The organism is Streptomyces noursei, from assembly GCF_016917755.1.
GTDB classification, from domain to species: domain Bacteria; phylum Actinomycetota; class Actinomycetes; order Streptomycetales; family Streptomycetaceae; genus Streptomyces; species Streptomyces yunnanensis.
Map to the genome: position 1 here is coordinate 3,479,597 of NZ_CP070326.1, position 14,023 is coordinate 3,493,619.

A 14,023-nucleotide genomic window follows, 5' to 3' on the forward strand; every position below is an offset into this window, starting at 1 on the left:
TCGCGGGCAGCCTATTGCGGGCACCCGCGGGGTGTCACCAGGCTCGCCCCGGGGCCGTGACGCCGTCCAGGAAGGCGCGGGCGATCATCTCTCCGGCGGCCACTCCCCGTTCGTCGAGCGCGGTGACGTGCGGGGCCCGCCAGCCGGTGTCGGCCAGTTCGCCGTGGCCCGGGCGCCAGCCGCGGTCCGCGGCCAGCAGCAGGTCGGTGTCGAGCAGCGAGTCGCCGGCCGCGAGGATCCCGGGGGCGCCGGTGCGGCGGGCCACCTCGGCCACCGCGGCGCTCTTGGTGAGCGGCCGGGGAACGGCGTAGATCTTGCGGCCCTGGAGGGAGACCGTCCAGCCGCGCGGCTCGGCCCAGGCGGCCAGGTCCTTCACCCAGGTCTCCGGGAGCAGGGACCGTTCCACGACGAGGTAGGCGAAGAGGTCCTCGGCGGTCCGCTCGCTGCGCAGCCAGGCCGGGTCGGCGGTGCGGACCAGGTGCGCGCGGATCTCGTCCAGCGGCGCGCACTGGGCGGCGAGCCGGGCGGCGACGGTGCGCTGCCAGTCCGGGTCGGACTCGCCCCGGACGAGCAGGTGGCCACCGTTGGCGCAGACCGCGAACTCCGGCGGCGGGCCGGGGAGACGGATGCGCCGGTACTGCTCGCGGGTGCGGGTGGTGGCCGGTACGAAGGTGGTGCGCCGGGCCAGTTCGGTGAGCAGCGCGGCGGCCGTCTCGGTCAGGTAGGAGAGCGGCCGGCCCTCGTAGATCTCGACGCACAGCAGCCGGGGGGCCGCGGCGTCGGGGCCGGTGAGGTACAGCGCGGCGGCCGAGTAGATCAGGGTGCGGTCGAGGTCGCTGGCGACCAGCGGTGCGGACGTGGTCATCAGCAGGACACCGCCTTGCCGTCGGCGCCGGTGGCCCCGCGGGTGAACCGGGGGTGGATCAATCCGACGCAGGTGTACGGGAGTTCGTCGACCTCCTCGACGGGCACGCCGCGCTGTTCGGCCAGCAGGCGGACGTGGTCGAGGTCGCTGCCGGCGCCGCGCCGGGCGAGGATCCGCCAGGGCACCCGGCGCAGCAGGACCCGGGTGGTCTCGCCGACGCCGGGTTTGACGAGGTTGATGTCGTGGATGCCGTACTCCGCGCTGATCCGCTCGACGGCCGCCCAGCCCGCCCAGGTCGGGGTGCGGTCGGCGGCGGCCAGTTTCCGCACGTCGTCGGCGACCGCGTCGGCGACCTCGGTGAAGCGGGCGGCGACGGTGTCCAGGAACTCCGCCGACAGGTCGGCGCCGGCCAGTTCGCGGTAGAACTTGGCGCCGTGGAAGTCGTCCGGTCCGACCAGGTCGGCGCGGAGGACGGTGCGCGAGACCAGCCCGGAGACGGTGGAGTTCAGGCAGGCGGACGGGATGAGGAAGTCGTCCCGGGTGCCGTAGGTCGTCACGCAGCCGCCGGGGTCGGCGAGCACCGCGATCCGCGGGTCGAAGCCGGGGCCCTCGGCGGAGCCGGGATAGTCCGTGAAGTCGGCCAGCGCGCCGGCGAGTTCGCGGGTGATCGCGCCCTTGCCCGTCCAGCCGTCCACGAACACCGCGTCCGCCGGGTCGTGGTGGGCGGCCAGCCAGCGCAGGGCGGTGGTGTCGATGCCCCGGCCGCGGACGATGGAGACGGCGTAGTGCGGCAGATCCAGGCCGCGGGTGTGCGCGGCCCAGCGGCGCATCAGGATGCCGACGGGGGTGCCGGCCCGGGCCAGCGAGACCAGGACCGGGCGGGGGCCCCGCTCGGCGAGGACGGTCTCGGTGACCGTCCCGACGGCGCGGGCGATCCGGCCGGCCGAGGCGTCCAGCGCGGCGTGGAACAGCTCCTGGTACTCCTCGCTGGGCTGGTACTCGACCGGCAGCGACTCCGCGTAGTGGGCGCCGCCGCGCTGGATCGCCTCCTCGCGCTCCTCGGTGGGCGCCTCCAACGTGACGTCGGACAGGTCCTGGAGCAGCCAGCCGACCTCCTCGGGGGCGTAGGAGGAGAACGCCGGGCCACGCAGCGGGCCTGGGAGCGAGTCGCGCAGCGGGCCGGGGAGCGCACCGCGCGGGGTGTGGGCGGGGACGACGGCCAGCAGCAGCCGGTCGGTGTGGCCGGCGAGCCGGTCCAGGAGGCCGCCGGGGGCGTGCAGTTCGGGCCGGTCGCCGGCCGAGTCGACGACCGCGACGACGGCGTCGAAGCGGCGCCGCGGGTCGCTGCCGGGGGCGACGTTGTAGGCGTAGCGCTCCCCCGGGCCGTCCGCCGGGCGGTCGTGGGCGGGGAACGCCAGCCGGGTGCGGATGGCGTAGCCGGGGTCGTCCACGGCGAGCACCGGCGAGCGGGTGGTGGTCGAGAAGCGGACGGTCGCGCCGGTCCCGGCGACGTGCGCGTCCAGGGCTCCGGCCAGGCGCAGCGGGGCGTACATCAGCTCCTCGTTGCCGAGGACGAGGATGCGGCGGGCGGCGCCGAGGTGCCCGGCGAGCCGCTCGGCCATGGCGGGCAGGTGCTCCTCCAGGAGCGCGCGGTGGGCCGGGGTGAAGCCGTGCCGTCCGCCGTCGGGCAGTCCGGCGGGCCAGCCGAGGTCGACGCGCACCGCCCGCGGGGGCGCGGCCGCGCCGCTCCCGGGGAGCGCGGGCGGCTCCTCGTGGGCGGCGACCAGTGCCCGGCCGCGCTCCAACACGTCGTCGGGCAGCTGGACGTCGCCGTCGGCCAGCGCCACCAGGTCGACGCGGGCGCCCAGTTCGGCGGCGAACTCCGCCAGCCGCCCGCGGTCCGCGGCGGAGCGCATGTCCACCAGGGCGACGACGACGTACCGCGTCCGCGGATGGCGGGCGTGCAGCGCCCGGATGGTGTTCAGCACCGTCCGCCCGGTGGAGAACTCGTCGTCGACGAGGACCAGGGGGCCGTCGCCGGCGAGCAGGGTGCGGTCCTCGGGGAGCAGCAGGTGCGAGGTGGCGTGGCTGTGCTCCTCCTCGAAGCCGGCGGTGTGCGGGACGCCCGGGACCGGGCGGCGGGTGGAGTGCAGGTACGGCGCGAGCGCCAGCCCGTCGGCGACCGAGTGGCCCAGCCCGGTGGCGGTCTCGGCGTAGCCGAGGACGACGGCGCGGGCGGCGTCGGCGTCGCCGAGCAGCGCGCGCACCCGACGGCCCAGCCCGACGCCGGCGCCGTGCACCACGTCCGGGCGCTGCGGTACGTGCTTGCCGAGCACGTTGGAGACCAGCAGGTGGGCGCGCTTGGGGTTGCGCCGCAGCGCCAGCCCGAGCAGCTCCGGCAGCTCGTCCCCGCCGCTCAGCGCGACGCCGAGCCGTCCGGCGACCCACTCTCCCGTCCACACCACGTGCTGCGTCTCCTCCGTCGTCGCGTCCATGCCGTCGTTCATGTCATCGCTCTTGCCTGTCGTGCTTGCGGTCGTGCTCGGTGCTGGTCCCACGGGGTGCTCAGGCCGGTTGGAGGCTGGCGGTGAGCAGCTCCACGAAGCCGATGTCCTCGCGGGCCACGCCGAACACCTCGGCCCGCAGCAGCGTCCGCTCGGCCCAGGCGCGGTGCGGCTTCACCTCGTTCATCTTGTTGGTGTACGAGGAGCGCAGCACCCCGCCGTCGCCGCGCTCCGGCCGCAGGATGTCGGTGGCGTCGCTGTACTCCTCGTGGCTGACGACCGACAGCGCGTGCACCGGGGCGACGTGCGAGGGGTGGATGCAGGTCTTGCCCGTCAGGCCGTTGGCGCGGTCCAGTTCGATCTCGCGCAGCAGGCCGTCCATGGCGTGCTCGATCAGGCTGGTGCGGAGCTCCTCGGCCTGCCCCAGGAACGGGCTGCGCCGCAGCTGCGGCTTGAACATCCGCTCGTGCAGCCGGAAGTACTCCCACACCGGGCCGGTGACCGTGAAGCCGGTGCCGTCCGCGCGGCCGAGGACGTTCACCACGTCGGCGATCACGGAGGCGACGATCTGGACGTCGTAGGCCGTCATGTCGGGGGCCCGGCGCAGGCCGTAGGCGGAGCAGAAGTCGGTGACGCCCAGGCGCAGGGCGAGCACCCGGTCGCGGTAGCCGCCGACGGTGCGGGCGATGCCCTGCAGGGTCGCGGCCCGGCTCTCCAGATGGAGCAGCTGCGGGGACTCCAGGACCGGCATCGCGAACAGCCGTCGCCCGCAGTCGGATTCGGCGGCGGCCAGCGCCTCCAGGAAGGGCACGCCGCGCTCGGCGGTGAACTTGGGAAGTACGAATCCGGACAGCCTGCGCACGGCCGGCCCCAGGCGGCCCACCAGGTCCGGGATCTGGGCCGGTTCGCGGACGCGGATGAAGAGCAGCGGCAGATCCTCGCCACGGTCGGCGGCCTCGTCGAGCAGGGCGAACTGCCGGACGAGGTTCTCCTCGCCGGCCGCCACGTCGCCGTCGCCTATGGAGTCTTCGAGGCAGAGCACCATGGACGTGACGCCGAGGGCGACCTGCTTGCGGATGTCGGCGGCGAGCCGGGGGCGGGTGGCGGGGCTGTAGAGCGTGGCACCGAGGGCGGCCGCGAGCGTACGGGCCGAGGAGTCGGCGGTGAACTCCACCGGCTCCTTATGGAACAGCGTCTTCCGAATATCGGGCGGAAGATGCCCAAAGTGCCGCATACGACTCCCCGTATAAAAGCGGGACCCGGGCACCCCCGCCGTGTCCCACTGTCTGGATCCAGCCGGTAATCGTACGTGCGCGGGGGTGCCGAAAGTTCCCGCCGGGGCGAAAATCTCGCCATCCTCGGGTGGCGGCCGGGTGTCCGGGAAGCACCGTGCCCGGCCCCCACGTTGTGACCGTCAGCAGAGGGAAGGCAGGATTGCCGCATGACGCACGCGATGCTGAAGGGGTCGAACGTCCCCCTCGACGCCACGGCCGTCCGGGCCGTTCTGCGCTGGACGCCGGGCGCCGGCGTCCCCGATGTCGACGCCTCGGCCCTGCTGGTGGGACCGGACGGACGCGTGCGCTCCGACGAGGACTTCATCTTCTACAACCAGCCGCGGCACCCCAGCGGCCTGGTCCGGCACCTGCCCAAGACCCACCGGTCCGACGCGCTGACCGACACCATCGAGGCGGAGCTGACGGCGCTCGACCCCTCGGTGGCGCGGGTGGTGCTCGCCGCCTCCTCGGACGGCGGCCCGTTCGCCGGCGTGACGGACCTGCGGGTGCTGCTGTACGACGCAGCGGCGCCGGACGGCGAGCCGCTGGCGGTCTTCGACGTGGCGCCCGAGACGGGCGAGGAGACCGCACTGATCTGCGGGGAGCTGTACCGCCGCGGCGACAGCTGGAAGTTCCGGGCGCTCGGCCAGGGCTACGAGAGCGGACTGGTCGGCCTGGCCACGGAGTTCGGCATCTCGGTGGACGAGAGCGACGCGTCAGGCGCCGGCCCGGCCGCGGACTCCCCGTCCCCGGAGGCGTCCGCCGCGGACCCGCAGGGCGAGGCCCCCACCGCCGCCGTGGCGCGCCCCGTGGACGGCGCCCCGCCCGCCGCCGCGCCGGGCCCCGCGCCGTCCGGCCCGGTTTCCCCGCCGCCCGGCGCCTGGCCCGAGGAGGCGACCGCGCCACCCGTCGGCGGCCCGCAGGCGGATCCGGCGGCGGTCACCCAGCACGTACCGGACCGGATGCCGGAGCCCTTCTCCGCCGCTCCGCTGCCACCCGCGCCCACCGGCGGCTACGGCTACCCGGCCAACGTCCCGCCCCCGCCGGCCCAGCCCCCGGGCTCGGCCTCCGAAGGCATGTTTGGCAGCCGAGGCGGAGCGCAGCGGAGCGGCTACCCGGGCCCGCCGCCGCAGCAGCCGCTCTACCCGCAGCAGCCGCCCGCCTACGGCTATCCCCAGCAGCCGCCGCAGCCCGCCCCGACGGGCTCGGCCTCCGAGGGCATGTTCGGCAGCCGAGGCAGAGCGCACGGGTACCCAGTACCGCAGCAACCGCCGCAGCCGCAGCCGTTCGTGCCCGATCCGTCGTTCGTCCTGCCGCCCCAGGGGCCGCAGTTCCAGCGCCGCTGACGCACCGACGGAAGCGGCCGGGGCGCGGGGGGCGTGTGCCCCCCGCGCCCCGGCCGCACCGGGTCCGCCGGGTCCGCCGGGTCCTCAGACCTTCGACTTGTAGCCCCGGCCCCACTGGAGCCCCCAGCCGTAGAGCCGGTCGAGCTCGGCCTGGAAGCCGTAGACGTACTTCACCTCGCGGCGCACCGACAGGCCGTCCTTGCCGTTCTCCAGCATGAAGACGGCGCAGGAGCGGGCCTGTGGCGCCCGCTCGTCCAGCTTGAGCTCCACCCGCGGGCCGGTGCTCGGGTAGAGCGTGATCACCGCGTGCGTGCGGTCGAACGCCGGGGTCCCGTCGTAGATGTAGACGAAGATCAGCAGCCGCTTGATCTCGTCGCGGTGGTCGAGGTTGATGTACAGCGTCTCGCCGGAGCCGGAACCGAACCGGTCGTCGCCGCTGAGCTTGACGAACGGCGGGGCGTTGAGGTCGCCGAGGAAGTCGCCCAGCGGCTGCACCACGCCCTTGCTGCCGTCCTGGAGCTCGTACATGCAGGCCAGGTCCAGGTCCACGTTGACCACGGCCGGGCCCTGGGCCTGCACGATCTCCGGTTTGAACAGCCTGCTCGGGTTCCGCAGCAGGCTCGCGGAACGCTGCCCGCCCCGCTCGCCGAAGTCCGAGGTCCGCATCTGCCAGCTCAGATTGACCCGCAGATGGCCGTTGGCCGCCCCCTGCTTCGTCAGCGAGACGACCGGGTTCCGCTTCGTCAGCTCGACGACGTACGACGCGCCACCGCCGTCGAACTTCGGCGCGTTGCCACGCCACAAGTTCCCCAGGAACGACACCTTGCCCACCCCATAGTTCGGTCCAGGACCACCTACGGGGCGGCCGGTGGGTGTCTCCCCATGGCCGCCCCGCAGAAAGCGTTCCTCAATCAGAGGCCCGTCACACTCCGGATGTCACTTCCGACTGTGCCGACGACTCCGCGCCCGGCTTGCCCTCGCGCCGGTTGCGCAGCACCGACGAGCCGAAGGAGAGCGCGATCAGGACCACGCCGATCAGGCCGGTGATGACCTCGTGGATCTCGTAGCGGATCGTGACGAGCAGGATGACGCCCAGCGCGCCGATGGCGTAGTGCGCGCCGTGCTCCAGGTAGACGTAGTCGTCGAGGGTGCCCTTGCGGACCAGGAAGACGGTCAGCGAGCGGATGTACATCGCGCCGATGCCCAGACCCAGGGCCATCTCGAAGATGTCGTTGGTGATGGCGAACGAGCTGATGACGCCGTCGAAGGAGAACGAGGCGTCGATGACCTCCAGGTAGAGGAACATGAAGAACGCGGCCTTGCCGGCCAGGCCCACCGCGGCGCCGGTCCCGCTGCCCTTCTTCTCCGCCGCGGCCGGCTCGGCGCCGTCCTCGGCCTCCTCGTCCTCGTCCCCGTCTTCCAGCCGGCCCTCGAAGTAGCCGGAGATCCCGCCGACGACGAGGTAGGTGATCAGGCCCGCCACGCCGGAGAGCAGGACCGTGGTGGTCTTGTCACCGCCGCCGTGCGCGGCGTGCGGCGCCACCGTGACGGCGCTCACCAGCAGCACGACCAGGGCGACGATGACGGAGAGGGTGTCGAGCTTGCCGATCCGGGCGAGCGGCTTCTCGATCCACGACAGCCACTTGTAGTCGCGGTCCTCGAGGATGAAGTCGAGGAAGATCATCAGCAGGAAGATGCCGCCGAAGGCCGCGATGGCCGGGTGGGCGCTGGTGACCAGTTCCTGGTAGTGCGCCTTGTCGTTGATGGCGAGTTGGACCGCCTCGATCGGCCCCAGCTTCGCGGTGATCGCGACGATGATGACCGGGAAGACCAGCCGCATGCCGAACACCGCGATGAGGATGCCGACGGTGAGGAAGATCTTCTGCCAGAAGGCGTTCATCTTGCGCAGGATGCCCGCGTTGATGACCGCGTTGTCGAAGGAGAGTGAGATCTCCAGGATGGACAGGATCCCGACGATCGCGAGCCCCTGCCACCCCCAGAGGACGCCGGCCAGGCCGAGGCCGACCACCGTGACGGCGAACGACCAGCCAAAGGTTTTCAGGAGCACTGCCTACCCAATCCTTCTGTGTGGGTCCCCCGCGCCAGTGCGGGGCGCTTTGCGAAACGTTGACCCGAAGTGTAGAGCGCGAAGTTTGCGGCCGGGGCGGTCGGCCCCTGCCCGGCCGGAGAGCCGCAGGTCGGAGCCCAGGTCAGCTGAGGCACGCGCCCCACGGAGCGCGCGGCGCGGCGGTGGACCGCGCCGCGCGCACGGCGCTCACGAGACGTCGACCCCGAAGTCCAGGGCGATCCCGCGCAGTCCGGAGGCGTACCCCTGGCCGACCGCGCGGAACTTCCACTCCCCGTTGCGGCGGTAGACCTCGCCGAAGATCATCGCGGTTTCTCCGGCGGCGTCCTCGCTGAGGTCGTAGCGGGCGAGCTCGCTGCCGTCGGCCTGGTCGACGATGCGGATGAAGGCGTTGCCGACCTGGCCGAAGCTCTGGCCGCGCAGATCGGCCTCGTGGATCGAGACCGGGAAGACGATGGCCTCCACCTGCTCGGGGACCTGGGTGAGGTCGACCAGGATCGTCTCGTCGTCGCCCTCCCCCTCGCCGGTGAGGTTGTCACCGGTGTGCTCGACGGATCCCTCGGGACTCTTGAGGTTGTTGTAGAAGACGAAGTACTCGTCCCCCAGCACCCGGCCCGACCGGCACAGCAGCGCGCTGGCGTCGAGGTCGAACGGCGCTCCCGTGGTGGACCGCGCGTCCCAGCCGAGGCCGACCGCGATCTGGGTGAGATGCGGAGCGGCCTTGGACAGGGAGACGTTGCCCCCCTTGGCGAGTGTGACGCCCATGGTGTTCGTTCCTCCCCGGTGTCGGTGCGGGGCGCGGCTCACGCCCCGAAACGCGTCCGGCGCCGCACTCCCCGGGCAGGGGCGTACGGCGCCGGACGCGGTTGCGCCGTGCGGTCAGACGTTGACGCCGAAGTCCTGCGCGATGCCGCGCAGGCCCGAGGCGTAGCCCTGACCGATGGCGCGGAACTTCCACTCCGCGCCGTTGCGGTACAGCTCGCCGAAGACCATGGCGGTCTCGGTCGAGGCGTCCTCGCTCAGGTCGTAGCGCGCCAACTCCTTGCCGTCGGCCTGGTTGACCACGCGGATGTAGGCGTTGCGGACCTGGCCGAAGCTCTGCTGGCGGGTCTCGGCGTCGTAGATCGACACCGGGAACACGATCTTGCTGACGTCGGCGGGGACACCGGCGAGGTTCACCTTGATGGCCTCGTCGTCGCCCTCGCCCTCACCGGTGGTGTTGTCGCCGGTGTGCTCGACCGAACCGCACGGGCTCTTGAGGTTGTTGAAGAACACGAAGTTCTGGTCGTTGGCGACCTTGCCCTGGTCATTCGTCAGCAGGGCGCTGGCGTCCAGGTCGAAGTCCGTACCGGTGGTGGTACGCGCGTCCCAGCCCAGACCGACGAGAACGGCGGTCAGATTGGGGGCTTCCTTCGTCAGCGAGACGTTGCCGCCCTTGCTGAGGCTGACTCCCACGAGTCCTCCCGTAGATTCGAGGGGTACGTCAAGATGTGCGCCCCCATCGTGCATGGCATCGGATCAACGATTTGATCCTAGTGACCGGTTCCCACCGAATGCAGAAATCGCACATGGATCTTGACGGATGTCCGGCGCCGCGCCCTGCGTGGCGAAAGGACTCAGAGGGTTTCGAGGGCCTTGACGTAGTCGTTGAGGTCGCGGGCGTCGGGCAGGCCGTTGACGACCGTCCAGCGCACCACGCCCTCCTTGTCGATGACGAAGGTGCCGCGGACCGCGCAGCCCTTCTCCTCGTCGAAGACGCCGTAGGCGGTGGACGCCGCGCCGTGCGGCCAGAAGTCCGACAGCAGCGGGTACTCCAGGCCCTCCTGCTCGGCGAAGATCCGCAGCGAGAACGGCGAGTCGTTGGAGACCGCCAGCAGCTGCACGTCGTCGTTGACGAACTTCGGCAGCTCGTCGCGGAGCGCGCACAGCTCACCGGTGCACACGCCGGTGAAGGCGAAGGGGTAGAAGAGCAGGACGACGTTCTTCTCGCCGCGGAAGTCGGAGAGCTTCACCAGCTCGCCGTGCTGGTTCTTCAGCTCGAAATCCGGAGCCTTGGTGCCGACCTCGATCGCCATGGGACTTCCTTCCCGCGTCACTCTCAACTGGACGCGACCACCCTACGCGCCCGGGCCTACGGCCGGTGCACCGCGCCTGAACTGCGCCGAGCCCCTTCCGGAACGCTTCCGGAAGGGGCTCGGCGAGGACGTCGGGTGACGCGGCAGGGTCAGCGCTTGGGCGAGATCAGCCGGCTGCCGGTCCAATCCTTGCCCGCGTTGATGCTCCGGGTCTGCGACAGACCCGAGGTCTGTGCGGCCTCGTTGATGTCGCTCGGCTCGATGTAGCCGTCGCGGCCCGTCTTGGGCGTCAGCAGCCAGATCTGGCCGCCTTCGTCGATCAGACCGATGGCGTCCACCAGCGCGTCCGTGAGATCACCATCGTCGTCTCGGAACCACAGGACGACGACATCAGCGACATCGTCGTAGTCCTCGTCCTCGAGTTCCTGGCCGATGATGGCCTCGATGCCTTCGCGGAGCTCCTGCTCGACGTCGTCGTCGTAGCCGATCTCCTGGACCACCTGTCCGGGCTCGAACCCCAGCTTGGTGGCAGGGTTGGTCCGCTCCTCCGCGTGGTCCGCGGTCGCGCTCACGGATTGCCTCCTGTCATGTTTCGGAAAATACTCGGGAACCCCGCGCGTGCGCGGAGCATTGGGCGTAGTCCACACGTGCCGGGCGGATCGCGCAAGTACCCGGCGATCGAGACCGCCGAAACGGTGACGATCGACGGGCCCGCCGTCGCGGCCCGCCCCTCACCAGGACACCATGAAGTGATACGCACCACAGCATTGTGCCGGGTATATGGGGTACGCGGGAAGGAATGGCCCCCGCGCAGGGTATCGGAGCATCCGCGCTCCCCCACCAGCCGCTACGCGGCCGCACGCCGGGGCGTTTCGAGATGGGCGTATGGTTGCGATTTGGCCGACCACACGAATCGGCCCTCTTCAGCGCCCTCTCCCAGCGGGTGGTTACCCATCGGTAGAGGTGACGTATCCCAGTGGCTCGGTACACGATGGAAGACGGCGCGACACAAGGCCCAGACAACATTCGTTCCCGTGCGCAGCGGCAGCAGCAGGCGCAGCACGACACGAACCGAACACGAAGGAACAGCGTGGCTTCCGGATCCGATCGAAACCCGATCATCATTGGCGGCCTTCCCAGCCAGGTCCCGGACTTCGATCCCGAAGAGACCCAGGAATGGCTCGACTCGCTCGACGCGGCCGTCGACGAGCGAGGCCGGGAACGCGCCCGCTACCTCATGCTCCGGCTGATCGAGCGCGCCCGTGAACGGCGTGTGGCCGTGCCCGAGATGCGGAGCACGGACTACGTCAACACCATCGCGACCAAGGACGAGCCGTTCTTCCCGGGCAACGAGGAGATCGAGCGCAAGGTCCTCAACGCGACCCGGTGGAACGCCGCCGTCATGGTCTCGCGCGCCCAGCGCCCGGGCATCGGCGTCGGCGGCCACATCGCCACCTTCGCCTCCTCCGCCTCGCTGTACGACGTGGGCTTCAACCACTTCTTCCGCGGCAAGGACGAGGGCGACGGCGGCGACCAGGTCTTCTTCCAGGGCCACGCCTCCCCCGGCATCTACGCCCGCGCCTACCTGCTGGACCGCCTCAGCGAGGCCCAGCTGGACGCCTTCCGCCAGGAGAAGTCCAAGGCGCCCAACGGCCTCTCCAGCTACCCGCACCCGCGGCTGATGCCGGACTTCTGGGAGTTCCCGACCGTCTCGATGGGCCTCGGCCCGCTCGGCGCGATCTACCAGGCCCGGATGAACCGCTACATGGAGGCCCGCGGCATCGCCGACACCTCCAAGTCGCATGTCTGGGCGTTCCTCGGCGACGGCGAGATGGACGAGCCCGAGTCGCTCGGCCAGCTGTCCATCGCCGCCCGTGAGGGCCTGGACAACCTGACCTTCGTCGTCAACTGCAACCTCCAGCGGCTGGACGGCCCGGTCCGCGGCAACGGCAAGATCATGCAGGAGCTGGAGTCGCAGTTCCGCGGCGCCGGCTGGAACGTCATCAAGCTGGTGTGGGACCGCAGCTGGGACCCGCTGCTGGCGCAGGACCGCGACGGCATCCTGGTCAACAAGCTCAACACCACCCCCGACGGCCAGTTCCAGACCTACGCCACCGAGACCGGCGCGTACATCCGCCAGCACTTCTTCGGTGACGACCACCGACTGCACGCGATGGTCGAGAACATGACCGACGACCAGATCCTGCACCTGGGTCGCGGCGGCCACGACCACCGGAAGATCTACGCGGCGTACGCGGCGGCCAAGGCCCACAAGGGCCAGCCGACCGTGATCCTGGCCCAGACCGTCAAGGGCTGGACCCTCGGCCCGAACTTCGAGGGCCGCAACGCCACGCACCAGATGAAGAAGCTGACGGTCGAGGACCTCAAGCGCTTCCGCGACCGGCTGCACCTGCCGATCCCGGACAAGGACCTGGAGGACGGCCTGCCGCCGTACTACCACCCGGGTGAGAAGTCCGAAGAGATCCAGTACATGCACGACCGCCGCAAGGGGCTGGGCGGCTATGTGCCGACCCGTGTCGTGCGCGCCAAGCCGCTGGCGCTGCCCGGCGACAAGGCGTACGCCACCGCCAAGAAGGGCTCCGGGGCGCAGAAGATCGCCACGACCATGGCGTTCGTCCGCATCCTGAAGGACCTGATGCGGGACAAGGAGATCGGCAAGCGCTTCGTGCCGATCGCGCCGGACGAGTACCGCACCTTCGGCATGGATGCGTTCTTCCCGTCGGCCAAGATCTACAACCCGCTGGGCCAGAGCTACGAGTCGGTGGACCGCGAACTCCTGCTGGCCTACAAGGAGTCGCCGACCGGCCAGATGCTGCACGACGGCATCACCGAGGCGGGCTGCACCGCGTCGCTGATCGCGGCCGGCTCGGCGTACGCCACCCACGGCGAGCCGCTGATCCCGGTCTACGTCTTCTACTCGATGTTCGGGTTCCAGCGGACCGGCGACCAGTTCTGGCAGATGGCCGACCAGCTCTCGCGCGGCTTCGTGCTCGGTGCGACCGCCGGTCGCACCACCCTGACCGGTGAGGGTCTGCAGCACGCCGACGGCCACTCCCAGCTGCTGGCCTCGACCAACCCGGCCTGTGTCGCCTACGACCCGGCCTACGGCTACGAGATCGCGCACATCGTCAAGGACGGTCTGCGGCGGATGTACGGCGAGACCGCCGACGGCCGGCCGGGCGAGGACGTCTTCTACTACCTGACCGTCTACAACGAGCCGATCGTGCACCCGGCCGAGCCGGAGGACGTCGACGTCGAGGGCATCCTCAAGGGTCTGCACCGGATCAAGCCGGGCGGCAAGGGCGAGCACGCGGCCCAGATCCTCGCCTCGGGCGTCGCCGTGCCGTGGGCCCTGGAGGCCCAGCAGATCCTCGCGGACGAGTGGAACGTCAGGGCCGACGTGTGGTCGGCGACGTCCTGGAACGAGCTGCGCCGCGAGGCGGTGGAGGTCGAGGAGCACAACCTGCTCCACCCGGAGGAGGAGCAGCGCGTCCCGTACGTGACGCAGAAGCTCCAGGGCGCCGAGGGCCCGACGCTCGCGGTCTCGGACTGGATGCGTGCCGTCCCGGACCAGATCGCGCGCTGGGTGCCCGGCACGTACCAGTCGCTGGGCGCCGACGGCTTCGGCTTCGCGGACACCCGCGGTGCCGCCCGCCGCTTCTTCCACATCGACACCCAGTCGATCGTGCTCGGCGTGCTCACCGAGCTGGCCAAGGAGGGCAAGGTCGACCGCTCGCTGCTGAAGCAGGCCATCGACCGCTACCAGCTCCTGGACGTGGCGGCCGCCGACGCGGGTGAGGCCGGCGGCGACGCCTGACCTTCCCGCGGCCGTCCGCCGCACCCTCTCCCCCG

Annotated in this window: 11 protein-coding genes; 2 read left to right on the top strand and 9 right to left on the bottom strand. The window is 71.2% G+C overall.

What is annotated here, in order from left to right; genetic code table 11:
- Positions 1–34: 34 nt before the first annotated feature.
- From JNO44_RS15390 to JNO44_RS15400, 3 genes are read right to left on the bottom strand one after another with little or no spacing between them, the layout of a single operon-like run.
- A complete protein-coding gene (locus tag JNO44_RS15390) occupies positions 35–865 on the bottom strand; it encodes an HAD family hydrolase (RefSeq protein ID WP_205364695.1) in 831 nt (276 codons plus the stop codon).
- Positions 865–3,372, bottom strand: coding sequence for a phosphoribosyltransferase (locus tag JNO44_RS15395; RefSeq protein WP_240167550.1), 2,508 nt, complete (start codon positions 3,370–3,372; stop codon positions 865–867). The genes JNO44_RS15390 and JNO44_RS15395 overlap by 1 nt, the downstream gene beginning before the upstream one ends.
- A gap of 58 nt (positions 3,373–3,430) precedes the next feature.
- A complete protein-coding gene (locus tag JNO44_RS15400) occupies positions 3,431–4,603 on the bottom strand; it encodes an HpcH/HpaI aldolase/citrate lyase family protein (RefSeq protein ID WP_205364697.1) in 1,173 nt (390 codons plus the stop codon).
- 207 nt (positions 4,604–4,810) lie between these two features.
- Between JNO44_RS15400 and JNO44_RS15405 the strand changes: the two genes are divergently transcribed.
- Positions 4,811–5,989 (top strand): TerD family protein, encoded by a 1,179-nt coding sequence (locus tag JNO44_RS15405; RefSeq protein WP_205364699.1) that lies wholly within the window; start codon positions 4,811–4,813, stop codon positions 5,987–5,989.
- A gap of 84 nt (positions 5,990–6,073) precedes the next feature.
- Here the strand turns inward: JNO44_RS15405 and JNO44_RS15410 are convergent, their stop codons facing one another.
- The 6 genes from JNO44_RS15410 to JNO44_RS15435 form a co-directional block, all read right to left on the bottom strand.
- A complete protein-coding gene (locus JNO44_RS15410; RefSeq protein WP_067358841.1) occupies positions 6,074–6,811 on the bottom strand; it encodes a TerD family protein in 738 nt (245 codons plus the stop codon).
- Between the two features lie 100 nt (positions 6,812–6,911).
- A complete protein-coding gene (locus JNO44_RS15415) occupies positions 6,912–8,057 on the bottom strand; it encodes a DUF475 domain-containing protein (protein WP_205364701.1) in 1,146 nt (381 codons plus the stop codon).
- A gap of 207 nt (positions 8,058–8,264) precedes the next feature.
- Positions 8,265–8,840 (bottom strand): TerD family protein, encoded by a 576-nt coding sequence (locus JNO44_RS15420; RefSeq protein ID WP_205364703.1) that lies wholly within the window; start codon positions 8,838–8,840, stop codon positions 8,265–8,267.
- A 114-nt stretch (positions 8,841–8,954) separates the two neighbouring features.
- On the bottom strand, positions 8,955–9,530 hold the full coding sequence (locus tag JNO44_RS15425; RefSeq protein ID WP_039636901.1) for a TerD family protein: 576 nt from the start codon (positions 9,528–9,530) through the stop codon (positions 8,955–8,957).
- Between the two features lie 161 nt (positions 9,531–9,691).
- Positions 9,692–10,150, bottom strand: a complete 459-nt coding sequence (locus JNO44_RS15430) for a peroxiredoxin (RefSeq protein WP_067352000.1) — start codon at positions 10,148–10,150, stop codon at positions 9,692–9,694.
- A gap of 149 nt (positions 10,151–10,299) precedes the next feature.
- A complete protein-coding gene (locus JNO44_RS15435) occupies positions 10,300–10,722 on the bottom strand; it encodes a DUF3052 domain-containing protein (protein WP_039636896.1) in 423 nt (140 codons plus the stop codon).
- A gap of 518 nt (positions 10,723–11,240) precedes the next feature.
- On the opposite strand from JNO44_RS15435, the gene aceE reads away from it, so the two are divergent.
- Positions 11,241–13,988: a pyruvate dehydrogenase (acetyl-transferring), homodimeric type gene (aceE, locus tag JNO44_RS15440; RefSeq protein ID WP_205364706.1), complete on the top strand. Its 2,748-nt coding sequence runs from the start codon at positions 11,241–11,243 to the stop codon at positions 13,986–13,988.
- The last annotated feature ends 35 nt before the right edge of the window (positions 13,989–14,023 follow it).

Coding starts and splice junctions, on each gene's coding strand:
- JNO44_RS15395 (WP_240167550.1), bottom strand. CDS start 3,372: ATGAACGACGGCATGGACGCGACGACGGAGGAGACGCAGCACGTGGTG.
- JNO44_RS15400 (WP_205364697.1), bottom strand. CDS start 4,603: ATGCGGCACTTTGGGCATCTTCCGCCCGATATTCGGAAGACGCTGTTC.
- JNO44_RS15430 (WP_067352000.1), bottom strand. CDS start 10,150: ATGGCGATCGAGGTCGGCACCAAGGCTCCGGATTTCGAGCTGAAGAAC.
- JNO44_RS15420 (WP_205364703.1), bottom strand. CDS start 8,840: ATGGGCGTCACACTCGCCAAGGGGGGCAACGTCTCCCTGTCCAAGGCC.
- JNO44_RS15405 (WP_205364699.1), top strand. CDS start 4,811: ATGACGCACGCGATGCTGAAGGGGTCGAACGTCCCCCTCGACGCCACG.
- JNO44_RS15390 (WP_205364695.1), bottom strand. CDS start 865: ATGACCACGTCCGCACCGCTGGTCGCCAGCGACCTCGACCGCACCCTG.